This window comes from Cellvibrio sp. UBA7671, assembly GCA_002483145.1.
GTDB lineage: Bacteria > Pseudomonadota > Gammaproteobacteria > Pseudomonadales > Cellvibrionaceae > Cellvibrio > Cellvibrio fibrivorans.
Window position 1 is genome coordinate 138,504 of the sequence record DLHJ01000013.1, and the last position, 25,984, is coordinate 164,487.

General features: G+C 46.8%; 20 protein-coding genes. 11 read left to right on the top strand and 9 right to left on the bottom strand.

The annotated features are described in order from the left end of the window. Positions 1–3: 3 nt before the first annotated feature. Positions 4–1,128, bottom strand: coding sequence for a PQQ-dependent sugar dehydrogenase (locus tag B4E62_RS11155; RefSeq protein ID WP_331352116.1), 1,125 nt, complete (start codon positions 1,126–1,128; stop codon positions 4–6). A 73-nt stretch (positions 1,129–1,201) separates the two neighbouring features. Next, positions 1,202–1,927 (bottom strand): YafY family protein, encoded by a 726-nt coding sequence (locus B4E62_RS11160; RefSeq protein WP_310074321.1) that lies wholly within the window; start codon positions 1,925–1,927, stop codon positions 1,202–1,204. A gap of 241 nt (positions 1,928–2,168) precedes the next feature. Between B4E62_RS11160 and pip the strand changes: the two genes are divergently transcribed. The 4 genes from pip to B4E62_RS11180 all read left to right on the top strand — a co-directional run bounded on the left by pip (position 2,169) and on the right by B4E62_RS11180 (position 5,497). After that, positions 2,169–3,140, top strand: coding sequence for a prolyl aminopeptidase (gene pip / locus B4E62_RS11165; RefSeq protein ID WP_331352117.1), 972 nt, complete (start codon positions 2,169–2,171; stop codon positions 3,138–3,140). Positions 3,141–3,372: 232 nt separating this feature from the next. After that, positions 3,373–4,557, top strand: a complete 1,185-nt coding sequence (locus tag B4E62_RS11170) for an AraC family transcriptional regulator (protein ID WP_331352118.1) — start codon at positions 3,373–3,375, stop codon at positions 4,555–4,557. Positions 4,558–4,589: 32 nt separating this feature from the next. Next, positions 4,590–5,030 (top strand): D-aminoacyl-tRNA deacylase, encoded by a 441-nt coding sequence (gene dtd, locus B4E62_RS11175; protein WP_331352119.1) that lies wholly within the window; start codon positions 4,590–4,592, stop codon positions 5,028–5,030. A 47-nt stretch (positions 5,031–5,077) separates the two neighbouring features. Further along, positions 5,078–5,497 (top strand): GNAT family N-acetyltransferase, encoded by a 420-nt coding sequence (locus B4E62_RS11180; RefSeq protein WP_331352120.1) that lies wholly within the window; start codon positions 5,078–5,080, stop codon positions 5,495–5,497. 40 nt (positions 5,498–5,537) lie between these two features. Here B4E62_RS11180 and B4E62_RS11185 read toward each other — a convergent pair whose 3' ends face one another. The 6 genes from B4E62_RS11185 to B4E62_RS11210 form a co-directional block, all read right to left on the bottom strand. Further along, positions 5,538–6,806: a mechanosensitive ion channel family protein gene (locus B4E62_RS11185; RefSeq protein WP_331352121.1), complete on the bottom strand. Its 1,269-nt coding sequence runs from the start codon at positions 6,804–6,806 to the stop codon at positions 5,538–5,540. A 145-nt stretch (positions 6,807–6,951) separates the two neighbouring features. Next, positions 6,952–7,746, bottom strand: coding sequence for a gluconate 5-dehydrogenase (locus B4E62_RS11190; protein ID WP_331352122.1), 795 nt, complete (start codon positions 7,744–7,746; stop codon positions 6,952–6,954). An 88-nt stretch (positions 7,747–7,834) separates the two neighbouring features. Further along, positions 7,835–8,674: a 5-dehydro-4-deoxy-D-glucuronate isomerase gene (gene kduI / locus B4E62_RS11195; protein ID WP_331352123.1), complete on the bottom strand. Its 840-nt coding sequence runs from the start codon at positions 8,672–8,674 to the stop codon at positions 7,835–7,837. Positions 8,675–8,788: 114 nt separating this feature from the next. Beyond that, positions 8,789–11,296, bottom strand: a complete 2,508-nt coding sequence (locus B4E62_RS11200; protein WP_331352124.1) for a glycoside hydrolase family 88 protein — start codon at positions 11,294–11,296, stop codon at positions 8,789–8,791. 118 nt (positions 11,297–11,414) lie between these two features. After that, positions 11,415–14,132: a TonB-dependent receptor gene (locus B4E62_RS11205; protein WP_331352125.1), complete on the bottom strand. Its 2,718-nt coding sequence runs from the start codon at positions 14,130–14,132 to the stop codon at positions 11,415–11,417. Between the two features lie 301 nt (positions 14,133–14,433). Then, entirely contained in the window at positions 14,434–15,897 is a 1,464-nt protein-coding gene (locus tag B4E62_RS11210) for a glycoside hydrolase family 28 protein (RefSeq protein ID WP_331352126.1), read from the bottom strand. A 701-nt stretch (positions 15,898–16,598) separates the two neighbouring features. Here B4E62_RS11210 and B4E62_RS11215 point away from each other — a divergent pair. The 5 genes from B4E62_RS11215 to B4E62_RS11235 all read left to right on the top strand — a co-directional run bounded on the left by B4E62_RS11215 (position 16,599) and on the right by B4E62_RS11235 (position 21,836). Next, positions 16,599–18,119, top strand: coding sequence for an altronate dehydratase family protein (locus tag B4E62_RS11215; protein WP_331352127.1), 1,521 nt, complete (start codon positions 16,599–16,601; stop codon positions 18,117–18,119). 343 nt (positions 18,120–18,462) lie between these two features. Next, positions 18,463–19,620, top strand: a complete 1,158-nt coding sequence (locus B4E62_RS11220) for a Re/Si-specific NAD(P)(+) transhydrogenase subunit alpha (protein WP_331352128.1) — start codon at positions 18,463–18,465, stop codon at positions 19,618–19,620. Between the two features lie 13 nt (positions 19,621–19,633). Next, positions 19,634–19,933 (top strand): proton-translocating transhydrogenase family protein, encoded by a 300-nt coding sequence (locus tag B4E62_RS11225; protein WP_310074280.1) that lies wholly within the window; start codon positions 19,634–19,636, stop codon positions 19,931–19,933. A 2-nt stretch (positions 19,934–19,935) separates the two neighbouring features. Next, complete coding sequence (locus tag B4E62_RS11230) at positions 19,936–21,342, top strand: NAD(P)(+) transhydrogenase (Re/Si-specific) subunit beta (protein ID WP_331352129.1); 1,407 nt, start codon at positions 19,936–19,938, stop codon at positions 21,340–21,342. Positions 21,343–21,440: 98 nt separating this feature from the next. Then, positions 21,441–21,836: a VOC family protein gene (locus B4E62_RS11235; protein WP_310074274.1), complete on the top strand. Its 396-nt coding sequence runs from the start codon at positions 21,441–21,443 to the stop codon at positions 21,834–21,836. 166 nt (positions 21,837–22,002) lie between these two features. Here B4E62_RS11235 and B4E62_RS11240 read toward each other — a convergent pair whose 3' ends face one another. Next, the gene (locus B4E62_RS11240) at positions 22,003–22,944 is read right to left on the bottom strand and encodes a sugar kinase (RefSeq protein ID WP_331352130.1); all 942 of its coding nucleotides are present in this window, start codon (positions 22,942–22,944) and stop codon (positions 22,003–22,005) included. A 293-nt stretch (positions 22,945–23,237) separates the two neighbouring features. On the opposite strand from B4E62_RS11240, the gene B4E62_RS11245 reads away from it, so the two are divergent. Beyond that, on the top strand, positions 23,238–24,713 hold the full coding sequence (locus B4E62_RS11245) for a mannitol dehydrogenase family protein (RefSeq protein ID WP_331352131.1): 1,476 nt from the start codon (positions 23,238–23,240) through the stop codon (positions 24,711–24,713). Positions 24,714–24,872: 159 nt separating this feature from the next. Further along, positions 24,873–25,976, top strand: a complete 1,104-nt coding sequence (locus B4E62_RS11250) for a pectinesterase family protein (RefSeq protein WP_331352132.1) — start codon at positions 24,873–24,875, stop codon at positions 25,974–25,976. The last annotated feature ends 8 nt before the right edge of the window (positions 25,977–25,984 follow it).

The following is a 25,984-nucleotide window of genomic DNA, read 5'->3' on the forward strand; positions in this document are numbered from 1 at the left end:
TTTTTATTGTGGGGATAGTTGGTAAATCTTTGCTTTGCTTTCATCGGTGACCAAATACACCAAGCCATCGGGCCCTTGTACGACATGACGCAGGCGTTGATCCAATTCTTTGGCTAGCAAGCGTTCTTCTTTGGTAATTTTTTCGCCATCGACTACTAAACGCACAAACGTTTTATCTTTCAGGCTGGTGAGTAGAATATTATTTTTCCACTGCGGAAATTTGTCGCCCGTGTAAAAAATAAATCCAGCTGTGGCAATCGATGGCACCCATTTGTAATTGGGTTGTTCCATTCCTGCTTTGTGGGTGCCTTCGCCAATTTTTCCACCGCCGTAGTTTTCCCCGTAGGTAATCACTGGCCAACCGTAATTTTTTGCCGCGCGATCAATATTTAATTCATCTCCACCCTGGGGGCCGTGCTCGCCAGTCCACAACTCTTTAGTGATGGGGTTTATTGCAGCGCCTTGCATATTGCGATGTCCATAGGACCAAATCTCTGGCAACGCACCAGGTGTTTTTACGAAAGGATTATCCTTGGGCACAGTACCATCGGCATTAATGCGAACCACTTTACCTTGATGGTTATCGAGTGTTTGTGCTTTGTCTTTTTCACTGTAGCGATCGCCCAAGGTGATAAACAGGGTGCCGTCCGGTGCCCAGACCAAACGCGAACCAAAATGTGCACCCGAATCAATTTTTGGTTGCTGGCTAAATACACGCGTGACATTTCCAAGTTTATTGCCATTGAGCGTGGCAAAACTCACAGCAGTGCTATTGCCGCCCTTGCCCGGCTCTGAATAACTGAAATAGATTTTTTTGCTGCTGGTGAAATCCGGTGCGAGCACCACATCCAGTAACCCACCTTGACCCTGCGCATAAATTTCCGGCAGGCCTGCAAGAGGCTCACCCACTTTGCCGTCGGCACTCACAATGCGCATACGTCCACGACGCTCAGTGACCAGCATGCTGCCATCGGGTAAGAACGCCATGCCCCAAATATTTTCCAGACCTTCGGCGATGGTTTTAACCTGAATATTGCCTGTTTCTGTTTTTACTGAAAGTGTTTTTGCGTTTGCAAAGGGGGTGATTGCGGCGATACACAGAACGAGACTGAGCGTGCGAAGTTTCATATTGATCTCCTGAGAAGTTGGTTCAGGGTAACAAGGCGGTTGTGCAAGGGCAATTCAAGGTTTGTTAAGCAGGTTAACATTCGTGCGGCGCAGTTGCTTCCGGCTCCTGCGCGTATTTTTCTTTCATAAGGTGCAGAAAATGTTTGAGACTTTTGCTATCGCTGGTATCAAATTTTTCATCGGTCACCACAATCGACTGAATGCGGTCCAGGCGGAAGGTGCGATAGTCATCGCGCAGATGACACCAAGCCACCAGCGTCCACACCTTGCCCCAAAAAATCATGCCGAGAGGTTCGATGGTGCGCGAGCTGTGCTGTTCGTCGGCGCGCACATAATCGATCGCCACCCGCTGGCGCAAACGGATCGCCTCGCGCATCGGCTGGCTGTGGGCGGTGTAATACTTTTGCACTTCCTCCATATTTGGCACCAGCAGCGGCAAGCTCTCATCGCTGTGGCGCAAATGATCGGGTAATACGGAGAGAATTTTCTGGATCGCCTGATTAGCGTGGATAGCCATATCCGTATCACCCCAACTGCTAACCATGCGCGCACCGAGCAGCAGCGCCTCGACCTCTTCGCGGTCAAACATCAGGGGCGGCAACTGATAGCGGTGCGACAGGCGATACCCCACGCCCGCCTCCCCCTCAATCGGCACGCCGGACAAACTGAGCGATTGAATATCGCGGTAAATGGTTCGCTCGGAAACGCGCAGGTGCTCACTCATCTGCTTGGCAGTGAGCACGGTGCGACGGTTGCGCAACAGTGTGGTGAGTTGAAACAGGCGTTCGGCGCGATGCATAAAAGACTCGGGAGCAGGAAGGAGGGTGCGCTATGCTAACCAGCGTCCCTGACAGTTTATGTCAGTAAGCGATTAAATGTTAAACGGCCTTTCAGCATGTACGCCCTAAATACCGGTCAATTTGTGCTAAAGGTCTGTTTTTCGCTGCAAAAAGTGATCGCTTACGATAGTTGCTGTGCTACCTTTATTGGACGTTATCCCGCGCGCATCCCCATGTGATTGACCCGAACAAGGCGAGTTTATGCAGATTTTTTATCCCGAGATAAAACCCTACCAGCGTCACCAAATTGCCGTAGAGCCTCCCCACGAACTGTATGTCGATGAATCCGGCAACCCAGATGGCATCCCCGTGCTGTTTGTCCACGGTGGGCCAGGCGCAGGTTGCGGCAAGTATGACCGCCGCTTTTTTGATCCGGAAGTCTATCGCATTGTCCTGTTTGACCAGCGCGGCGCAGGCCGTTCGCGCCCGCATGCGGAACTGGAAGGCAACACCACGCAAAAACTGGTGGAAGATATTGAAGTAATCCGCACTACACTCGGCATCGATAAATGGGTGTTATTCGGTGGCTCATGGGGCTCAACGCTTAGCCTGGTCTACGCCCAAACCTATCCCGAGCGCGTGCTGGGTTTAATTTTGCGCGGCATTTTCCTCTGTCGCCGCGAAGACCTGCTCTGGTTTTATCAGGAGGGCGCCAGCCGCTTGTTCCCTGATTATTGGGATGACTTTGTTGCGCAAATTCCCGAAGCGGAACGCAGCGATATGATTGGCGCTTACTATCGCCAACTAATCGGCGACAACCAAATCCAGCAAATGACTGCGGCAAAAATCTGGTCGGGCTGGGAAGGGCGCACCGCTACCCTCAAACCCTGCCAGGATGTTGTGGATTCCTTTACCGAGCCACATCGCGCACTCTCACTCGCGCGCATTGAAGCCCACTATTTTGTGAACGATGCCTTTCTTGGGCACAACCAGATTTTGCGCGATGCCCATAAACTTGCCGGAATTCCCGGCACCATTGTGCATGGCCGCTACGATGTGATCTGCCCGCTCGATAACGCCTACGCATTGCACAAAGCCTGGCCTGGATCAGAACTGCAGATTATCCGCGAAGCGGGCCACGCCTCGCGCGAGCCGGGCATAGTGGATGCATTGATCCGTGCCACCGATGACTTAGCCAAAAGTTTGCTGCACACCGGTGATCAATTGGCCTAATCATCCTGGTAACCAAAACGGTAACAACGGAGCCGCTGGGCTCCGTTGTTATTTTTGCAGCGGCGTTTTATAGCCGCTTTTTGTACTAGACAATTCGATGTTATGATCCAGACCGCAGACTCAAGATCTGCCACTATCGCACTTGCGTACAGTGATAATAAACACCTTACTGACGATCAGGCTGAGTAGATAATTAATAAGATGCCGTACAGCCGCAGCGGAGCAGTGACCTATGTATGACGTCATTTTTAACACCCATGATGTAGTGCTGTTAATGACAGCCTATCAATGTATTTTATTTGCACTCTTGTTGCTTACAATCAAGCGCGACAAATATATCCGCAATGTTTTTCTCGCCTTTTTTTTGCTACAGCAAGCCGCTATTCCCTTGGATATCTTAATCAGCTTCGGCGCCGAGTTCCGCCATATCGCGATTAAGTGGTCCCCGGATTTATTTTACGTATTTGGTTTTGGTTACTGGCTAGAAGGCCCTCTGCTACTCTGGTATACCCGCTCGCTGATCTACAAAGACTATCGTTTGCGTTTAAGAGACATTATTTATTTGCTGCCGTTTATCGCCTACGCGGGCTATCAATTAATTTTTTATTACAGCTTGGATGTGACCGATAAAGTCAGCATCCAGGAAGAGTACGATTTATCTGTCGCGCCACAAATCATGAATTACGTTACCCTGTTCCGCGAACTCTTCCGTGTGGCATTGGGGATCATTTGCCTGATTGAAATCAAACGCTACACCCAACACATCCGTACCAATTTTTCAGACATCGATAAAATCGACTTAACCTGGTTAAAAATTCTGGTGATCGGGTTTTTGGCGATTCGTTTTTGGGCAGTATTGGTCGCAGCCATGATTATTCTTGCCATTAGCTTTGGCATCAGTACCAATTTTGAAATCATGGGTTTGATTGGCAACTACACAACCTTCTTTATGGTAAGTGTGTTGATCTTCTTTGGCCTGGGGCACTCCAGTGTATTTGAAGGATTGGAGCAACGGCAAACGCCTAACGAAGAGCCCGCAAAAGATGAGCCAGAGCAGGCTAAAGAAAAAATAACCCCCGAACTGATCGCGCAAATTACGCAGTATATGGAAACCGAAAAGCCGTATCTAACCCCGGCACTAACGCTGGAAAAACTGGCGATACAAATGCGCATTCCCGCGCGGCTATTATCCAATATTATTAATCGTCATTTTAATTGTCATTTTTTTGAGTTTATTAACTCCTATCGTATCGATGAAGCCAAGCACATGCTGTCCAACCAGAATCAATCGGACAAAACGGTGCTCGATATCATGTTGGATGTTGGCTTTAATAGTAAGGCTACCTTCAATACTCTGTTTAAGAAAAAAGTGGGCATGACCCCGAGCGAATACCGTAAGTCGGTGAATACGCTTTAATTTTATTGAGTAAGTTTTATGCTAGGTACTTTATGTTAGGTCTCATACAGCGCGTCAAAAAAGCATCTGTTACTGTCAATGAAGAAATCACCGGCGAAATCCAACAGGGCATTTTATTACTGCTCGGTATCCAAAAAAATGATACCGAAGAAACCGCCAACAAACTGATCGATAAAATCCTTGCCTACCGGATTTTTTCCGATGAAAACAACAAAATGAATTGTAATGTCCAGCAGATCGACGGCGGTGTTCTGGTCGTCTCACAATTCACCCTCGCCGCCGACACCAAAAAAGGCCTGCGCCCCAGCTTCTCTTCCGCTGCACCACCCGCACAAGCTGAAGCGCTCTACGATTATTTTGTGGCACAGATGCGCAGCAAACACTCGCAGGTTGCCACTGGGATTTTCGCGGCGGATATGCAGGTGAGTTTAGTGAACGACGGGCCAGTGACGTTTATGTTGGAGATGGAATAGAACATCTCCCAACCTATAAAGTTTACTTTTAATCACGGAACCGATTTATGCAAATTCAATTAGCAAACACACCCGAAGAAAAAATCGCATGTTTTGCAGTCATGTCTGAACTGCGCCCACACCTGTCACTTGACGCTTTCATGGCACTTGTTGAGCGAATGCGCAAGACTCATGGCTATGAGTTGGCTTATCTGGATGATAACGGCATTAAAGCGGTGGCGGGAGTTCGTATTGCAGAATGGCTATACACGGGTAAATATCTGGAAATAGACGATCTGATTACAACGGCGACAGAACGATCGAAGGGTTATGGCGCCGTATTGTTTGATTGGGTTGCAAACTACGCACGCGAACACAACTGTATTCAGGTGCGGTTGGTATCCGGCGTGCAAAGAATTGATGCACACCGGTTTTATATCAACATGGGAATGAAATTCGAAGCTAAATATTTTTCGTTGAATCTGTAATAAATTATCCTGAGCAATCATCTATCGATTTAAGATAAATCTATGTATCAGTGCGCGCACCCATATTCTGCATATCGTAGCCTGAGGGTGCTTGATAAACCCGCAAACCAAATTCTGGCACTATGGCAAAAATGTGATCAAAAATATCCGCTTGGATTGCCTCGTAATTAGCCCAGCCAGTGTCATTCGAAAATGCATAAATCTCCAGCGGGATGCCGTTCGCATCTGGTGCAAGTTGGCGCACGATTTGCGACATGTTGGGATGAATGGATTTGTGCTGCTTCAAATACATGCGCAAATACGCGCGAAATGTCCCAAGGTTAGTCAAGCGGCGGCCGTTCACAGGCGAGCTTAAATCGATCTTGGTTTGATTATTTTCAATTTCTATCTCGGTAAGTTTTTGCTCGATGTAATCGCTGAGTAACGCAGCGCGACGCAAACGTTTGATATCCTCCGGCTGCAAAAATGTTACGCTGGTAGCATCAATATGAATGGCACGTTTAATCCGTCGTCCGCCCGATTCGGTCATGCCGCGCCAATTTTTAAACGAATCGGAAATCAATGCATAGGCGGGAATCGTGGTAATGGTGTTATCCCAGTTGCGAACCTTCACCGTCGTCAGGCTGATGTCAATTACTTCGCCGTCGGCGCCAAATTTAGGCATCTCGAGCCAATCGCCCACTGCCAGCATTTCATTCGCAGAAAGCTGAATGCCTGCAACAAATCCGAGAATGGTGTCCTTGAATACCAACAGTAGTACCGCAGTCATTGCGCCTAAACCGCTGAATAATAAAACTGGCGATTTGCCGATTAACAGCGAGAGTGAAAAAATAATTGCGATAAGTGCTGCAATCAGTTTGACACTTTGAAAAATTCCACGGATAGGTAAATTTCGTTTTTGACTAGCAGGCCGAAAAATATCTTCCAGAAAATTCAGCAGCGAAAAGAGTGATAAGAGCAAGTAAAACAAAATCCACAAATGTGCAACCGTACTCACCAGGCTAAATATGTCAGAATCTTTGGGTAGCCAAATGCGCGCCTGCACCAAAAACACAAAACCCTGAAACACCAATGCAATGCGGCTGAGTAACTTGTGTTGGTAGAGCGCCAGGCTCCAGGGGATTTGTGATTTATGCGCACTGCGTTTAAACCAGCGTAAGATTACTGAGTGCAGTAAAAAATGCAGCACCAGCGCCGTCACTAAAAAAATTCCCGCCACTATCAGCGCGTAAGCCCATTCACTGTATTCCCAGTTATTGGTTTTAAGCCACTGTACAATGTGCACTTTCAGTGTTTCTCCAAGCTGCATGGTGGTTCCTCTGGCGGTGTGGATAGTGCGGTCGCCGGAGTATAACAGAGCATAAAAAATATCAGTCATCACGCCGCTAACTAACCGGCAGCCATAAAAAAACCCAGCACGAGGCGGGGTTTGGATGCAAGGGAATGTTAGTCAATCACGCCTCATTGCTCGGCTTGCCAATCGTGGCCAATATCCCACCATCCACATACACAATTTGCCCGGTCACAAAATCACTAGCTTTCGAAGCAAGGAAAATCGTAGCGCCTTGCAAATCATCCGGGTCACCCCATTTGCCTGCGGGGGTGCGATTGATGATGAAATCATTGAACGGATGACCGTCTATGCGAATCGCTTCAGTTTGGCTGGTGGCGAAATAGCCGGGGCCAATGCCGTTGACTTGCACACTGTATTTTGCCCATTCGGTGGCCATGTTTTTGGTGAGCATTTTCAAGCCGCCTTTTGCGGCGGCGTAAGCGCCGACAGAATTACGGCCTAATTCGCTCATCATCGAACAGATGTTAATAATTTTTCCCTGCCGACGTTCAACCATTTTGCGTGCGATGGGGCGGGTCATGGTAAATACACCGGTCAAATCGATTTTGATCACTTCTTCAAAATCTTCCAGAGTCATTTCTAATAAAGGTGTGCGTTTGATGATGCCAGCGTTATTCACCAGAATATCAATTGGGCCGTGGTCTTTTTCGATTTGATCGACAGCAGCGATAACCTGCGCTTCATCAGTCACATTAAATTTATAACCAAAGGCTTTAAAACCTTTTTCGCGATATTCGTTTACCGCGATGTCGATTTTTTCTTGTGAAGAGTTGCCGTTGATAATTAAAGTGGCGCCCGCACTTGCGAGGCCGCTGGCCATGGCCATGCCCAAGCCATGGGTCGCGCCGGTGACCAGTGCAATTTTTCCGGTTAAATCAAAGAGTGGGTGATTCATGTTTTTATCTCTATCGAGAAAGAAGATATTTGTCTAAACAGCTACCCGTATTTCGTTAGGCTCCATACGGGCTACAGGTAAAAAATAATTATTTCAATTCGCTCGGCTTATGGAAATCCATATCGGTGTAATCCATATTCTCACCTGCCATGCCCCAAATAAAGGTGTAGTTGGCGGTGCCGACACCTGAGTGCATTGACCATGGTGGCGATACTACGGCTTGCTCATTGCCCACCCAAATATGACGAGTTTCATTCGCTGGACCCATAAAATGGCACACCGCATGAGTGTCAGGAATATTGAAATAAAAATAGGCTTCCATACGGCGGCTGTGGGTGTGCATTGGCATGGTATTCCAGATGCTGCCGGGTTTTAATTCGGTCATGCCCATTTGCAGTTGGCAAGTATCGAGTACGGTGCTAATCATCAATTGATAAATGTCGCGCTCGTTACAAGTGTCGCCGGCGCCCATATGCAGTACTTTGCTATTCTCCTTGTTCACTTTTTTGGTCGGATGACTGGTGTGCGCAGGTGTGGAGTTCAAATAAAACTTGGCGGGATTGGTTGCATCATCACTGCTAAAAAAAACTGCTTTGGCTCCGCGACCAATGTAGATGGCTTCTTTATTGCCTATCTCATAGACTTCGCCATCAACAGATACCTTGCCGCTGCCGCCAATATTAATTGCACCTAATTCACGGCGATCCAAAAAGAAATCCATCTTGAGTTGATCGTAGGTTTCCAGTTGTACGGATTTGCTAACCGGCATAACGCCGCCCACCATCAAGCGCTCGTAATGGGTATAAGTGAATTGCACTTCATCGGCCACAAAAACGCTTTCTACTAAAAAGTGTTTGCGCAATTTTTCGGTGTCGTAGTGTTTGTAGTCGTCGAGGTGGACGGCAAAACGCTCTTCAAGGACTTTCATAATAAACCTTCTGTTTTCGGCTAGGCCATTGCAAAACGGCATTCATGGTTGATAACTAAACGGTGTTGTGTACGCAAGCCAGTGAAAAATTAACACTGGCTATGCGGAGCATTATTATTTTTTAAGTAATTTATACATTTCCACACCCGCCAGAATAAACGGGGTGTTGCCTTTTGCATCATTAGAGACAATGCGCTCGGTCATGTAATAGTCGTAGCTGCCGTCGCGGCCGAAACCTAAACCGGCAACCAAGCATTGATCATTCATGCTAACTTTTCCATCGGCATGCACAGTCACAAATTCATTGATCATGCCTTGGTAACTTTTTATCGCAACGTCGCGATAGAATTCCGGCAAGTAACCTTTGTTAACGCCCTTGATATAAAAATAGGTGAACATAGCACTAGCGGTTGATTCGCGATAGTTGGCGATGGCGCCGGGCTTGTCGATAATTTGCCACCAGGTACTTGTCTCAGCATCTTGGTAACGCAAAATATCGGCCGCTAATTCCACGCTGATATCGATTAAGGTTTTGCGCAGTTCAGTTTCTGATTCTGGAATAAAATCCAACACATCTACCAAGGCCATCGCATACCAGCCAATGCCGCGTGCCCAAAATTGCGATGCACGGCCATGTTCTTTATCTGCCCACAGAGCTTGTTTTGATTCATCCCATGCGTGGAAATACAAACCAGTTTGCGGATCGCGCAATTGATTACGTGCAATCACAAATTCATGCACTGCTTCTTTAAAACTTTCATGTTGTTGTTCGCCGGTTTCATAGAGCGATGCGTATTGCGCGAGAAAGGGCATGCCCATGTAAACACCGTCGAGCCACAACTGATTGGGGTAGGTTGCACGATGCCAGAATGCGCCTTCGCTGGTACGTGGATGACGCTTTAAATTTTCCCGCAAAAAATCTACCGCTTTGCGATATTTTTCTTGCTTGGTGCGCTGCTCCAGCAGAATGACCATTTGACCTGGTTTGGTTAAATCGATACTGAATAGATCCGGTTCAAACGTGTGAATATGGCCGTCGTCGCGGATATAACTACCCGTTACCGTTTCCAATGCTTTTTGATAGGCGGGATTAGGGCTGATGCTGTCCAATTCTTGCAGTGCATGAATTTGCATGCCCACCACATCGTATTCAAATTTGCCGGGGCGCTTGCGGTATTCATCCCAACCTTGATAGTGATAGTTCAGGGTTTTGCGTTCCAATTCTGAATCCGCCAAACCTTTAGCCCATTTCAATGCCGCTTCTGCATCAACCGGATTTTTCTTCGCATCAGCACTGAGTGTTGATTCAAAACGCACACGCGGTGCTTTGGTCAAGCGCCCCACTTCGCGGTCGAGATAGGCTTTAAAATCCGCTTCGGTTTTGATGCCATCCAATTCGTGTTCCCAGGCTGCGAGGAAATAATATTCCAGTTCGCCACCTTTATCTTTCATCACCGATACATAAGAATTTTCATCGGTGGTTTGTTCAGCGCGATCATCGCGGCGGAAAATAACCGCCATACCCAAATGATCATTCTCGCCACTTAAACTTTGTTTGCCCCAGCTTGCCACATAAGTCCAGGCGTAACCGCTAATATTCTGGTTTCCTTCAATAAGCGTGGTGCCTTTATGTTTTACTAAACCAATTGCGAGGTTAGGTAATTGTTGACTGGATTTGAGTTTGACATTGACCAAGCGACTGCCAGCATTCATAGAAAAATGCGCACCCAAATCCACTTTTTGATTGTTGATTTGCCAGCCGTTGTAATTGATTTTGAAACCGGAATAGAGATTACCATTGTTGGTGATAATCGCATCGCGTGTATCCACGAGCGAAACCAGATCAACACTTTTTCCATTCCAGAAACCAAAACCGCCCATGCCGAGCGATTTACCGACTTTTAAAACGTCCACTCCCCAATCAGCATTCAAGTGATAGGAATCGTAACCATCAAGCCCTACATTTTGCAAAACCACATCGCTGGTTTTTTTACCGAAGATATCAAAACCATTGCGCCAATCGAGATACACACGGTAGGCAACTTTATCCGATTCAATACCGGGGCCTTCGTAGCGAATCCAATAAGAGTGATCAGTGTATTGCGGTGGTGGCGTTACGCTTTGCACATTTTTAAAGGTGCCGCCGATATATTCTTTACCTTTCCACTCGCCGCCTTCTTTGATCGAAATTTCTGCTTGAGTTTGTTTTTTCAGTGCGGGTTTGGCGATCGCAGGATCACTGGAAATAGTGAAAGATTTAATTTCTGCTGGATTAAAATCTGCGGCCAACAACAGGCCATCGAGCGTGCCGTCGCCATCGCTATCAACTGTTTGGGAAGGCTGTGCAACATTGCCAGCAAGTACATTGAGGCTTTTAACGGCATCGCTTTGCGCGTTTATGCCGAGATCATAAAACGGAAAATAGATTGGCTCTTGCTGCAATGCAAAATTATTGGCATTGGTAATTTCTGCTGTCGCCAATTGATGGTTAACAGCTATGTGTTGCGCAACAGGTGTTGTAGCAGTGGTTTGTTGTTCGTCGGTTTTTTCTGGTGAGCAACCCGTTAATGCTGCCAGAAAAATACCACCATAAATCACTCTACTTTTAAACAATACACTCACGCTGCACACCTCTTGTCGTTCAATAAAAGTCACGCACTAATAATCAAATAGGGATGCCAGCAAGCTGGCATCCCTTTTTGTTTTACACACTTTCTACAAAATGACGATCAAACATTTATCAGTATTTGTACTGAACACCCAAGTTATATTGGATGCCGGTGTTGTGGTAGTAAGACAGACGTTGTTCGTTTTCTGAACCAACCCATTGATCGTCTACCTCATCGGTCAAGTTCAATGCTTCAAAAGTGAGTTTCAAATTATCGCTGAACTGATAACCGAAAGAGGCGTCCACGTTGGTGGTTTCATTGGTGCCTTCTTCATCATTGCCATCACGCCCAATTGGGGTGGTCAAATAACCGCTACGGCTTGCCAAAGAAACACGACCACTAAATACATCATTTTCCCAATAAAGCGTTGCACTGGTTGTTTCATCAGACAGGTTTATTAACGGCTTGGTTGCTTGCACCACACCAGCGGTATTCAAATAATCCAGGTCTGAATCCACACTGGTATAAGACCCAATGAAACCAAAGTTGCTCAAGAAACCGGGAAGGAAAGTAAAAGGTTGCTGATAACTGATCTCATAACCGTCCAAATCACCGCCTGGACCATTTGCAGGTGCAGAGAAATTCCATGGTAGATTTTCATTGCAGTTAGGACCATAACCGCCCAATGAGGCGCCTTGTGTATTACATGCATTCACGGCCGCTTCAATTGGTAAACCAGTTTCAGTATAGATTGGAGTAGAGCGTAAGGTTTGGATATGGCTTTCAATTTCTTTCTTGAACAACGTTACGCTAACCAAACCGCCTTCACCAAAATACCACTCAGCACCCAAGTCATAGCTTTTTGCTTTGGTTGGTTCAAGCAGAGGGTTTGCACCAGAAATATTCAGGTTGGTGCCGGCAACGCCCACACTAACAGCAGGAACAATTGAACCAAGGCCTGCACGTGAAATACCTTCCGAGTAACTTGCGCGAAGTACAACGTCTTCCATTGGTTCAACTTTTATATTGAGTGCAGGCAGCGTGTCTGAATAATTGTGTTCAACAGTAACGTAAGAGCGACTAGCCAGCGTGCCATTGAGCCAGCCACTGGATGTTTGATCGGTTTCAAAACGACGTACACCAATATCACCACTTACAGGCACTGAACCAATTTCAAAATTAAAATCGATTTGCGCAAATACGCCGGTTGTTTCTTCACCTACTTCATAGTTGCTGCCATAGTTTGGAACCAAGGCCAGATCAAATAGATTGTAGGATTCCATAATCAGCGCGCGGTTTGGGATTAACCAAGGCTGATCATCGCCAAGCCCAGAATCATATTCAGTAATAAAATCAGGATTGGATTGGATGTTAACGCCATTTGCACCTTCAGAGGCGTAAGCATATTGATCAGTGCTGAAACTGAAATCTTTATAATCAGTGCCAATTTTCAGTTTGATGCTATCGCTAACGTCGTACTCAAATGCAACAGTTGCGGCATCGTTTTCATTTACCGTTGTCTGTGGGCGTTGACGTACACCTGTGGCAGTCCAAGATGCTTTGTTGTACGCCGCAGTGCCGAAAGTCAACACAGGGCTGCTGTAATCGCGATAGTCGTAAGTAAAGCGTTGGTTGTTTGCTTGCATCAACAAGGTATTTTGAATCGGGTTATCGTAATCCGATTTAGTGCTACCTAGCATTGCTTTGAGGCGGAATGTATCGGTGAAGTCTTGCTTCAGAGTAATAGTGCCTTGCGAAAAATCGGTAGACATTTCGTCATAACGATTTTCAGAAAGTAGGCGAGCACCTTCAATATCAGCATATACGAGTGTATTACCTTCGATAGCATAGTCGAGTACGTTACTGGTTGCGTTTGCACCAGGGTTGAGTGAACCCTGCATAAACACTTCCTGGCGGTTTGCATCAAATTTCGCCCAGAGCCCATCAAGACTAATTTCGGTGGAATCAGTAGGGCGGAATTGCAGCGACAAACTTGAACCTAAACGCTCCATTTCATGCTGGTAGGAATCGTAACGAGGAATACGTGGACGAAATGCGGTATTTATTTCATTAGTTGGAGTGATTGTTGCGCCTTTATATTTTCCGAAGCTTTGCGCAGATGCATTAGTCCAGCGGACAGTACTCGAACCTTCGTCTTGCACACTACGTTCAGAATAAGAGAGAGAAAAAAGCGCACCAAATTTACCGTCGGCAAAAATATTACTAACAAGAAATGCGGCACCCGGATCACTTTCTTCAGAGAGATCGTTATAGCCCAATGATCCTGATGCTGTGAGCACAAAATCATCGTAATCAAATGGTTGAGCAGCCTTGAGGTCTACAGTTGCGCCCAAAGAACCCTCTTGCACTTCGGCGGAGTTGGTTTTACGCACGGTTAATGAGCTGAACAAATCAGATGAGAAGGTATTAAAGTCAAAGCCGCGACCACGGTTGTTACCGCCGACAGCGTCGGTGCCGCCTGTTGTAGAAATAGTTTCCATGCCATTCAGGCGCACAGTAGTGAATCCCGGGCCAAGACCACGTACGGTAATATTGCGCCCTTCGCCACCGGAGCGGGAAATTGCAACACCGGGTACACGTTGCAAAGATTCTGCAAGGTTGTTATCGGGAAATTCAGCGATATCCGATGCAACAATCGCATCGACAAAGCCGTTTTGATTCTTTTTGATATTCATTGCGTTCTGCAAACTATCGCGGAAGCTGCCGGTTACAACAACTTCCTCAACAGTGCCGTCGCCAGAGTCTTGCGTGTCTTGCGCGTAAACACTCATTGGCAGTGTGCAGGCTGCCATGGCTAATACGAGTGGATTGAGTTTGAACATTCTCATAGCTATTCCCCATCTTTTATTGTGATTAATTACATTTGAGCTAGCGGAGCTGGTGCTGTTCACCGCAATAACACGCGACGGCGAGCACTTTTTCACAAACATCACAGATTTTTTGCGCAACTGCAGCGGCAAATCCGTTGTAATTTGTAACCTGTGTAATCGACTTTTTGAGCTTAGTCGATATATATCAAGTGTCATGGTGGTCGCATGACTTAGCTATCATTAATCCTGTTTATATTTCAATTTGCTGTATCAATAAAAAAATAAAGCCCATTTTGATGTAAAGAAATTGCTTTCTTTATCAAATCGTAAATTCAACGCCTTTGATGGTTACGTTGGTGGCGGCAAAATTATCCAATTTCTCCAATACACCAATGGCATCAACTTCTTTAAAGTGGCAGTTGGTGAGATGCAAATTTTGGATGGGCGAGCGCGCATAACCGCGCACTTGGAAAACCTGCTTGGCTTTTTGGCAGATAAGATTACGTATATCGATATTGCGCACTGTCGGTGTAAATTTTCCAGCGTCGCCTTCTTCATAATCAAAGTCGATCACAATGGCTGTTTGCACTTCGCCAATCGTCACGTTGCGCACAAAGAGGTTCTCGATCAGGCCGCCGCGCACCGAATTGGTTTTAACGCGAATACCGCGCTCCAACTCCGGGCTGCTCATTTCGCAATTTTCCACAAACACATTGCGTACGCCGCCAGAAATTTCGCTGCCAATAACTACGCCGCCGTGACCGTTGCGCATTTTGCAATTGCTGATCAGGATATTTTCTGAAGGCGTTTTTAAACGACGACCGTCGGCATTGCGTCCCGATTTAATCGCGATGCAATCATCTCCTGTATCAAAAAAACAATTTTTGATCACCACATTTTTGCAGGATTCAGGATCACAACCGTCGGAGTTTGGCCCTATGCTGGCAAAGGTTACTGCATCGATAGTGACGTTTTCGCACAGCACCGGATTGAGCAACCAGAAGGGTGCGTTGGTGATGGTGATGCCTTCTATTAATACGTTGGTGCAGTTGTAGGGCTGGATAAACACCGGGCGAAGATAAGAGCCCTCAGCATAAATACGCTCTGCAACGGGAACATTATTTTCCATGTCCTGCATTAATTTATTGCGGGCTTCAGTCTGGGTTGGCACGCCGGCAATACCCCAATCAACGCTGCTGAAATTGCTACCTTTCCACGGCCACCACGTGGTGCGATTAGCTTGGCCATCGACAGTGCCTGCGCCAGTGACGGCGATGTTGGTTTGACCATAGGCGTAAATCAGCGGCGAGTAGCCCATGATCTCCATACCTTCCCAGCGGGTGAATACCGCCGGTAAGTAAGCGTTGGGATCAGTAATAAAAGCGATGGTCGCGTCTTTGGTGATATGCAGGTTTACATTGGATAACAGGTGGATGGTGCCGCAAAGGTATTTGCCCTGGGTGACCAACACTTTTCCGCCCCCCGCTTTATGGCAGGCAGTTATTGCAGCGGCAAAGGCTTTGGAGTTGTCATGCGCGCTATCACCCTTGGCGCCAAAGTCGCGTACATCAAAAATGCGGTCAGGAAATTCTGGGGCACGTACTTGCGTGCGAATCTGTTCTGCTTGGGCCCAGGCGTCAGTTGCCTTGGTAGCTATCGTGGTCGATGTTCGGGAACTGGCACAACCTGCGAGCGTGCCCAGCGCACAGCAGCTCACCACACTGTTGAGAGTGTTGCTAATAAAGGCACGGCGGCTTGGCTGTAATAGGCAAAAATCTGTCACCGGTGTTAGCTCTCATGTTGTCTGCCACTGATGTAGCTTTTTCTTAATTAGCTAATAGATGTGATCTCTTGGCTGGGGATTGATGACTTACTGCCATCTGTTACTGCCAAGAAGATACATATCCTCATATAGAGTGAAAATCATTCTGTATGTCATGTTGGATAAAATCAACCTGTGCTCCAAAAAAACACCTAAAAAATCAAATTCTGAGTATTTTTTTCCCACATTATCAAATGTATACGTTTACATTTAATCAATCATTGATTTGTAAACGTTTTCATATGTGTATCGATAAAAATTATTTAAAAAATAATTGATTTAGTGAAAAGAATATTTGTCCTAATTTGTCGCGAAATTAATGGTTTTCTTCACTTATAAGACAAGATGATTTTGTGTAACAGGCTAAATTGATCTTTCGATGCCTATGAAATCGGTTACATTCGCTATTTTCAGGGTTTTGGGGCTGTTGCCGAGGTGAAAATTCAGGGGTAGATTTGATCCCGGTATTGACCGAATACCATTGCCGATTTTGAGGCGCCGCAAGGCGCCTTTTTTTTCGGGACAGTTTTCAGGGAGAGAAAAGTGCGCCTAAATCAGCGCACCTATGAGGAGTAATTGGCGTAGCGAACTACACTCATTAAGAGATAGTGGCAAACGGCATAAATCCATTTATCGGTTAACGAATCGAGAGAGAGATCAGCGTGAGCAGCATTATCGTTTTGCATGACAGTGATAACGTCGGTATTTGTAAAGTATCACTCCCCGCTGGTGTTTTATTTGCAGAAAAAGATGTCACCCTCCTGCGTGACATCCCCGCCATGCATAAAGTTGCTGTGCGCAACATCGCCAAGGGCGACGCCATTCTTAAATACGGCCAGACCATCGGCTTTGCCGGCCAGGATATTCCGGCGGGCGAGCATGTTCATGTGCACAACTGTGTCATGGGCGATCTGGAAAAAGACTATGGTTTTTGTGAAGAAGCCAAGCCCACCGAATTTGTCCCTGCCGATAAGCGCGCAACCTTCCAAGGTTACAGGCGTATCAACGGTAAGGTTGGTACGCGCAATTATGTTGGCATCCTCACTACCGTGAATTGCTCCGCGACTGTGGCCAAGGCTATTGCCCAGCACTTCACCTACTCCGGCGAATTGGAAAACTATCCGCATATCGACGGCGTCGTCGCCATGACCCATGACAGCGGTTGCGGTATGCGCTCCGACGGCGATGGTTATGAAACCCTGCGTCGCACCTTTAATGGCTACGCGCGCCACCCAAATTTTGGCGGCGTGATGATGGTCGGCCTCGGCTGCGAAACCATGCAGATTCAACGGGTGATGGAAGAGTGTGGCCTCTCCAATTCCAAAACCTTTACTGCCTATACAATTCAAGATGTGGGCGGCACTCGCCTCGCAATTGAAAAAGGTATCGAAACCCTGCGCGCCATGTTGCTGCTGGTAAATGAATGTCAGCGCGAAACTGTTCCCGCGAGTGAATTGATTATTGGTTTGCAATGCGGCGGTTCCGATGCGCTCTCCGGTGTGACTGCGAACCCTGCACTCGGTATTGCGGGTGATATTCTCGTGCGTCACGGCGGCACAGTGATTTTGTCGGAGACGCCGGAAATTTTTGGTGCGGAACATTTGTTGACGCGCCGCGCTGAATCGCCTGAGGTCGCCCAAAAACTATTGGATCGTATCAGCTGGTGGGAAGATTACACCGCGCGCAATGATTTTGAATTAAACAATAATCCTTCGCCGGGCAATAAGGCTGGCGGACTCACCACGATTATTGAAAAATCCCTCGGTGCGCAAGCAAAAAGTGGCTCAACCAATTTGCGCGATGTTTTTCTCTACGGTGAAGACATTACCACAAAAGGTTTTGTATTTATGGATAGCCCGGGTTACGACCCGGTATCTGCCACCGGTCAGGTTGCATCGGGTGCGCAAATTTTGTGTTTCACCACCGGTCGTGGTTCTGCCTTTGGCTGCAAACCGGCGCCGAGTATTAAATTGGCGACCAACAGTAAAATCTATAACCACATGCAAGAGGATATGGATTTGAACTGCGGCAAAGTGTCCGATGGTGAAATCAGCTTGGAGGAATCCGGCCAGGAAATTTTTGAAGAAATTCTGGCAGTTGCTTCCGGCAAGCCAACCAAAAGTGAATTGCTCGGCTATGGCGATAATGAATTTATTCCGTGGAAAATTGGTGCGGTGGTTTAACTTTAATCTCGCCGCGCCATGGACTTTGTTATTTATTCTGAGACCGTCTGAGCCATGGATGGCGAAGATGAGCCTACATGGATGTATTTACGGCGTGTCTCAGAATAAATAACGGAGTTCATAAGCCATCCACGATCTAACGAATATAAAAAACAAACCGAGGCCAGTCAAAGAATTGGCCCGTCCAAAAACTTGGTGAGAGCCAAGTCATATAAAAAGAAATTCACTAGAAAGCAAATTACGGCAGCTCCATTCACATTGATGAAAACATTGATGCGACTTTTTATTAGCAAAAAATAGCTATTGCCAAAAATTTGCCACTATTACAGAGGGCGACAAAAAAATGAAAATCGTTATTCCAAAAGAAAGGCGCGCGCATGAGCGCCGCGTTGCCGCAACACCCGATACCGTAAAAAAATTCATTGCATTGGGCTTTGAAGTTGCGATCGAAAAAGATGCCGGTATCGCCAGCCGAATTACCAATGAATCCTATCAAGAAGCGGGCGCAACACTCAGCGATGATCTTGCAGGTTTATTGGGCTCTGCGGATATCGTCTTAAAAGTCCAACGTCCCCTTTTAGCTGGTGAGGGTGACGTGAACGAACTGGCGCCGATAAAGCGCGGTGCAGTATTAATTGCAATGCTGTCGCCCTATTCCGATCCTGCGGCCATTGCGCAATACGCCGATGCAGGCATCACCACCATGACGCTCGAATTTGTGCCGCGTATTACGCGCGCGCAATCCATGGATGTATTGAGTTCACAATCCAACCTGGCCGGTTATCGAGCTGTATTGGAAGCGATCAATGTGTACGACCGCGCAATGCCGATGATGATGACGGCGGCAGGCACTATTGCTCCCGCACGTGTGATGGTGCTCGGCGCCGGTGTTGCCGGTTTGCAGGCGATCGCAACAGCAAAACGTTTGGGAGCAATCGTATCGGCAACCGATGTGCGCGCAGCATCTAAAGAACAAGTCGAAAGCCTCGGCGGAAAATTTGTGATGGTGGAAAGCGAAGAAGTAAAAAACGCTGAAACTGCCGGTGGTTACGCCAAAGAAATGAGCGATGACTACAAGCTTCGTCAGGCAGAGTTGGTTGCCGAAACCTTAAAGAAACAAGATATCGCTATTTGCACTGCATTAATTCCCGGTCGCAAAGCGCCGACCTTAATTAATGACGATATGGTGCACAGCATGCGCCCAGGCTCGGTGATTGTTGATCTCGCTGCTGAGCAGGGTGGTAACTGCACACTCACCAAGCCGGGCGAAGTCGTTGAAGTGAATGGTGTAACGATTATTGGTCTATTTAATATTCCCAGTCGTTTGTCTGCTGATGCCAGCGCGCTCTACGCCAAAAATGTATTGAATTTTTTAACTCCGATGATGAATGCCGATAAACAATTCAGTGTGAATTGGCAGGATGAAATTATTTCCGCGACGGTGCTCACGCGCGACGGCGCCATCGTTCATCCTAATTTCAAACCGGCCAGCGCCGCTTAATCGGGAGTTAATTATGGAAACCAATTTTGTTTCGCAGTTATCCATTTTTGTATTGGCCATTTTCGTTGGCTACTACGTTGTGTGGAGTGTAACCCCTGCATTGCATACGCCGCTTATGGCGGTAACCAATGCCATTTCGAGTGTGATTATTGTCGGCGCATTAATTGCCGTTGGCCCAGAAGGCATGAGCTTATCCAAAGTGCTCGGCTTTTGCGCCATGGTCTTGGCATCGATTAATATTTTTGGCGGCTTTACTGTCACCCATCGCATGCTCGCCATGTATAAAAAGAAAAATAAAGTGGGAGAGAAATAATTATGTCGCCTCTCAATGAAAGTTTAACCTCGCTTGCGTACCTGGTCGCAGCGGTGTTGTTCATTATGGCATTGCGCGGTTTGTCATCGCCCGAGTCATCGCGCAAAGGCAATTTGTTTGGCATGTTGGGTATGCTGATCGCGGTGATCACTACCGTGTTAAGTCCCGCAGTAACATCGTATGGTTGGATTTTATCGGCGCTGGCGATTGGTGCGGTGATTGGTATTTTTATCGCACGCAAAATTGCGATGACTGCCATGCCGCAATTGGTTGCTGCTTTTCATAGTCTTGTTGGCATGGCGGCGGTATTGGTTGCAGGTGCAGCGTTTAGTAATCCGGCAGCCTTTGGAATTTTAAATGCAGCGGGCGAAATTTATATCGCCAGCCGAATCGAAATGGGCTTGGGTGTCGTCATAGGTGCAATTACTTTTTCTGGTTCTGTTATCGCGTTTACCAAGCTGCAAGGTTTGGTATCGGGCAAGCCGATTGTGTTTGGTGGGCAGCATTTCATTAATGCCATTCTTGGTGCCGCAATTCTCGGATTGATTGGATATTTTTGTGTTGATCAATCGCCCTGGGTTTTCTGGGGGATGACGGCACTGGCGTTTGTGATTGGTGTGCTGCTGATTATTCCTATTGGTGGGGCCGATATGCCGGTAGTAGTTTCCATGCTCAACTCTTACTCAGGTTGGGCGGCGGCGGGTATTGGTTTCACATTGCATAATGACGCATTGATTGTAACTGGTGCACTAGTCGGCTCGTCAGGCGCAATTCTCTCCTATATTATGTGCAAAGGCATGAATCGTTCGTTCTTTAATGTGATTCTCGGTGGTTTTGGTGCAGATACTTCTGCGGCTGCGGCAGCTGGTGATCAGGAAGAGCGTCCGGTAAAGCGCGGCAGTGCAGAAGATGCTGCATTTATTATGAAGAACGCCGGTTCAGTAATAATTGTCCCCGGTTACGGTATGGCAGTTGCCCAGGCGCAACATGCGCTGCGTGAAATGTGTGAAGAATTGAAAAAAGCCGGAGTAAAAATTAGCTACGCGATTCATCCGGTTGCCGGTCGTATGCCAGGGCATATGAATGTGTTGCTCGCTGAAGCGAATGTGCCCTATGACGAAGTATTTGAGTTGGATGATATCAACAACGAATTCCAAACTGCCGATGTGGCTTTTGTGATCGGCGCCAACGATGTAACCAATCCTGCCGCGAAAACCAATCCGCAAAGCCCGATTTTCGGTATGCCAATTTTGGAAGTGGAAAAAGCGCGCACAGTATTATTTGTGAAGCGCTCTATGGCCTCGGGTTATTCGGGTGTGGAAAACGAACTTTTTTACAAAGATAACACCATGATGTTGTTTGGCGATGCCAAAAAAATGGTGGAAACGATAGTAAAAAATATTGCGTAAGTGTATGGAGCTCCTACTGAGTGCCTCTTCTTAAGTTTAAGATCAGGCACTCCTTTTTAGGGCTTCAGTAAAAATTGTTTATTCAAATAGATACTTTTATGAAAATTGAACATTTTGCCATTAACGTAAAAGATCCCATCGCTATGGCGGCTTGGTATGTGGCACATATGGGTTTAACCATTGTGCGCAAACAGGATGGTGGTGCTAATACGCATTTTCTGGGAGACGACAGTGGCGATGTAATGTTGGAAATTTACAATAACCCGCCCGATCAGGTGCCTGATTACGCGAATATGAATCCGCTCTTGGTACATTTGGCGTTTGTGTGTGAAAACCCGATAGAGAAACGTACTGAACTGGAAGCGGTTGGTGCAAGTTTTGCGGAAGAGGTGCATATCAAAGATGGTTCACATCTGGTGATGATGCGTGACCCATGGGGTTTGGCAATCCAGCTGTGTAAGCGCGGTAATAAAATGTTGCGCTGTCAGCAGTAGATTTATAAAAGTTTTTTTGTGCTTCGAATACGTTTGCCGTTAATGCTTCTGTTTCAAAAACGCATAAACCCATCCATGGGGCTCACATTCGCCATCCATGGCTCAAGTGTTTTGAAACAGAAACATTAACGACAAACTGGCAGTGTGCAATTTTGCAGAGTGCGGCCTAAGCGCCAAGTTCTTTATCAAAAATAGCCTTATCAATAATCGCACCGCGGTGGCGAATGATAATGCCTGCGCAGCGAATACCCTGCTTGGCAGAATCTTCGAGTGATTTATTCATCAAGCGCCCGGCTAAATAACCGGCATTAAAGGTATCGCCTGCACCGGTAGTATCAATTACACCTTGCACCGGTGGAACAGGAACGCGGATTTCTGCATCGGGCGTGATAATAATCGCATCGTCAGCTCCTCGCTTTAATAGCAGCTCGCCGAGATTAAATGCGGCGTAGCGCTGCTTGCAGCCTTCAACGCTGTCGTCGCCCCAGAGCAGTTGTTCATCGTCGAGTGTCAGGAGAGCGATATCGGTATATTGCATAATCGACAGCATTGCCTGTTGCGCTTCAAATTTATCGCGCCATAAACGCGGGCGATAGTTGCTATCGAATGCAACTATCACATCTTGCTGGCGCAACTTGTGCAAACTGTTGTACAAAAACTCGCGCGATTTCTCGCCGATAATCGCCAGTGTAATTCCGCTCAGATAAACGCAATTGCAGTGAACCAGTTTTTGACAAAGTTGATCAGCAGCTTCTTGTGATGAAAACAGCTCGCGTGCCGGTGCCTCTTTGCGCCAGTAGAAAAATTCGCGCTCGCCATCAGGGGTGTTGCGAATGATGTATAGACCGGGTGAGCGACCGGAAAGTTGTTTAATCATGCCGGTGCCAATTTTTTCATTGGCCATACGTTGCATAATTTGTTCACTGTAAGGATCTTCACCGAGTTGGGTAACGTAATCGGTTTTTAAACCAAGGCGCGCCATATACACCGAGGTGTTATAGGTGTCGCCCGCAAAAGATAAGGCCATTGTTTCACGGCCATTGCTGTCGGCAGTGGGGAATGGAGCCAGCTCCACCATGACTTCGCCAATCGCTGCTATGTGTGCCATTTAAGTAATTCCAGGAGTTATTAAAAGCGTTAAATGATGTTTTATTTTGCCGAAAACACTGTGTTTTTGTAGTAAAAAAATAAAACCAAAATATAGCACTCTTAAGCCGTTAAAAATAGAAAATTATGGATTGCAAATCGATATACTGTACAAAATCGACAAGATGAGTAAGGTTGTTTTAATCATTATTCCGCAGTCGCGGTGAATTCAATTGAAGACTGAAAATCAAATTTTTTCGTTATAAATATTTGTGTGCCTGATGTTGGCGCAATCAACCTTTCTGGATTTTTCTAATGAATCGTTTAAACAAAAATGTAATTGCTGACTTACCGAAAGATATTATTCTGCCCAGCTATGATCGCAGCGCATTAAAGCCGGGCATTGTGCACTTGGGCATAGGTGCATTTCATCGCGCTCACCAGGCATTTTATACCGAGGCGGCATTGAATAAATTTGGTGGCAATTGGGGAATCATCGGTAGCAGTCTACGTTCGGCGAGTGTGCGCGATCAATTAGTACCACAGGATTGCCTCTACACCTTGGTTGAACGCTCCGGGGAAGGTGAAAAATTACAAATTATTGGCGCTGTGCTCGATACGCTTGTGGGGCCGGAAAACCCTGCAGCATTGGTTGCACAGATGGCCGCCAGCAATATAAAAATTGTCTCGCTGACCATTACCGAAAAAGGTTACTGCCACGATCCGGCAACCGGTAATTTAAATCTCGCTCACCCCGATATTATTCACGACCTTGAACATCTGGATGCACCGGCTTCTGCCATTGGTTTTCTTGTCGCCGCATTAAAACATCGTTTCGATAATAATCAAAAAGCATTTACGCTACTCAGCTGCGATAACCTGCCCAACAACGGCGAAGTATTGGAAAAAGTCGTTACCCAATTTGCCCAAAAAATTTCACCGGAATTTTCCGCCTGGATAAAAGCAAACGCTACTTTCCCTTGCACCATGATTGACCGTATTGTGCCAGCAACAACCGAGGATGACCGTCGCGATATTGAAGCTCGTATGGGAGTGCGCGATGAAGGAATGGTGGTATGCGAACCTTTTACGCAATGGGTAGTAGAAGATAAATTTGCCGATGGCCGCCCAGAGTGGGACAAGGTCGGTGTGTTGTTAGTTGAAGATGTGCGCGTGTTTGAGAAAATCAAATTGCGTTTATTAAACGGTGCGCACTCCACCATGGCCTACACAGGTTATCTTTCCGGCTTCCAATACATCAGCGAAGTTATGGAGCAACCAGCGTTCGTCAATCTGGTAAAAACCTATATGGCGCGCGAGGCGGGTGAAACTGTTGTCGCGCCAGCGGGTTTTGATATCGAGGCATACAAACAACAATTGCGCGAACGTTTCTCTAATAAGGCCTTGAAGCACCGCACCTGGCAAATCGCAATGGATGGTTCGCAAAAATTACCACAGCGGTTATTGGAAACCCTGCGCGAACAATTAGCGGGTAATGGCCATATCGATATTTTGTGCTTGGGTGTTGCAGCCTGGATTCGCTATGTATCAGGTGTTGATGAAAAAGGTGCGGTCATTGAAGTTTCAGATCCACTCGCTAAAGAATTGCGCGCGGCTTGCGATGCCAATCAAAGTAATCCTGCGGGCATGGTAAAGGCGGTAGTCGGAATACAAAAAGTATTTGGTGCTGATTTAATTAATGAAACGCGTTTTGTTGAAACGACCACACAGTGGTTGGAGCGCTTTTACGCTAAAGGTGTATTAGCATCGGTACAGGATGCATTTAATTAACACCTACTGTCGTCATACCCGCGCGCGGGTGTCCAGCTTTTAAAATGGATCCCCACTTCGCGAGGATGACGACTCCCTGCTCATCCTTTACTCCCATCTCTGCTTGGGAGCGTATACACTAAAATCATTTACAAATTCTTACTAAGCGGAGATTAATTAATGATCGCTCGCCTGTTGTTTCGAACCTATTGCATTATCCTCGCAACATTCATTATCTCCGGCTGCACCAATCAACCCAAGTCCACATACAATGCACTGGTGAGCCAGACCGCCAAACCTGCGGCTAACAGTTTTACCAGTATCCAGGCTGCACTCGATGCTGCACCCATCAACTCTCCGGTGCCCTACACCATATTTATCGCCGCTGGTGATTACTACGAAAAACTTAATGTCACTAAACCCAATATCCTGTTGCTGGGCGAAAGCGCAAATACAACTCGTATTTATTACGATGCCTATGCCGGAAAAACTTATGCAGAGGGGAAAACCTGGGGCACACCTGGCTCGGCAACAGTTACCATCCGTGCAACCAACATCCAAGTGCACCAACTGACTATCGAAAATACCTTTGATTTTTTAAGCAATGATGCACTGGCAAATGATGATGCAAAACGCGTAGCCAACAGCCAGGCAGTTGCATTATTTTTGGATGCAGGCAGCGACAAATTTTTAGCACGCGATGTCCGCTTATTAGGTTATCAAGATACCTTGTTCGTAAATTCCGGCCGCAGCTGGTTTGATAAAAGCTTTATCGCTGGCAATGTCGATTTTATTTTCGGTAAAGGCAATGCACTGTTTACTGATTCCGAAATCCGCACGCTCGGGCGCGGCAAGCCCAATAACCCGCATGGTTATCTCGTTGCCCCATCAACACAAATTGCCGATGAATTCGGGTTAACTTTTATCGATTGCAAACTCACCCGCACCGAAGCAGCTCCCGATAATTCCGTCCCGCTCGGCCGCCCCTGGCACCCCACCACCCAATTTGCCGATGGCCGCTACGCCGACCCTAACGCAATTGGCAAAGCAGTATTTATTAATACCTGGATGGATTCCCACATTACCCTCGATGGTTGGTATTCCATGAATGGCACCGCAAAAGACGGAACCAAAATTCCTTTCTTGCCGGAAGACGCACGTTTCTTTGAGTACAACAGCAGTGGCCCAGGCGCAGTGGTTAATAGCAAACGTCGTCAATTAAGTGGTGAAGAAGTAAAAAATTATACGCGCGAAAAAATATTGGGAGATTGGCGGCTGGATTAGATTAGGTC

What these genes read in the sequence shown, in the direction of transcription:
- B4E62_RS11155 (WP_331352116.1), bottom strand. Translation starts at nt 1,128, where the DNA reads ATGAAACTTCGCACGCTCAGTCTCGTTCTGTGTATCGCCGCAATCACC.
- B4E62_RS11160 (WP_310074321.1), bottom strand. Translation starts at nt 1,927, where the DNA reads ATGCATCGCGCCGAACGCCTGTTTCAACTCACCACACTGTTGCGCAAC.
- pip (WP_331352117.1), top strand. Translation starts at nt 2,169, where the DNA reads ATGCAGATTTTTTATCCCGAGATAAAACCCTACCAGCGTCACCAAATT.
- B4E62_RS11170 (WP_331352118.1), top strand. Translation starts at nt 3,373, where the DNA reads ATGTATGACGTCATTTTTAACACCCATGATGTAGTGCTGTTAATGACA.
- dtd (WP_331352119.1), top strand. Translation starts at nt 4,590, where the DNA reads ATGTTAGGTCTCATACAGCGCGTCAAAAAAGCATCTGTTACTGTCAAT.
- B4E62_RS11180 (WP_331352120.1), top strand. Translation starts at nt 5,078, where the DNA reads ATGCAAATTCAATTAGCAAACACACCCGAAGAAAAAATCGCATGTTTT.
- B4E62_RS11185 (WP_331352121.1), bottom strand. Translation starts at nt 6,806, where the DNA reads ATGCAGCTTGGAGAAACACTGAAAGTGCACATTGTACAGTGGCTTAAA.
- B4E62_RS11190 (WP_331352122.1), bottom strand. Translation starts at nt 7,746, where the DNA reads ATGAATCACCCACTCTTTGATTTAACCGGAAAAATTGCACTGGTCACC.
- kduI (WP_331352123.1), bottom strand. Translation starts at nt 8,674, where the DNA reads ATGAAAGTCCTTGAAGAGCGTTTTGCCGTCCACCTCGACGACTACAAA.
- B4E62_RS11205 (WP_331352125.1), bottom strand. Translation starts at nt 14,132, where the DNA reads ATGAGAATGTTCAAACTCAATCCACTCGTATTAGCCATGGCAGCCTGC.
- B4E62_RS11220 (WP_331352128.1), top strand. Translation starts at nt 18,463, where the DNA reads ATGAAAATCGTTATTCCAAAAGAAAGGCGCGCGCATGAGCGCCGCGTT.
- B4E62_RS11225 (WP_310074280.1), top strand. Translation starts at nt 19,634, where the DNA reads ATGGAAACCAATTTTGTTTCGCAGTTATCCATTTTTGTATTGGCCATT.
- B4E62_RS11230 (WP_331352129.1), top strand. Translation starts at nt 19,936, where the DNA reads ATGTCGCCTCTCAATGAAAGTTTAACCTCGCTTGCGTACCTGGTCGCA.
- B4E62_RS11235 (WP_310074274.1), top strand. Translation starts at nt 21,441, where the DNA reads ATGAAAATTGAACATTTTGCCATTAACGTAAAAGATCCCATCGCTATG.
- B4E62_RS11240 (WP_331352130.1), bottom strand. Translation starts at nt 22,944, where the DNA reads ATGGCACACATAGCAGCGATTGGCGAAGTCATGGTGGAGCTGGCTCCA.
- B4E62_RS11245 (WP_331352131.1), top strand. Translation starts at nt 23,238, where the DNA reads ATGAATCGTTTAAACAAAAATGTAATTGCTGACTTACCGAAAGATATT.
- B4E62_RS11250 (WP_331352132.1), top strand. Translation starts at nt 24,873, where the DNA reads ATGATCGCTCGCCTGTTGTTTCGAACCTATTGCATTATCCTCGCAACA.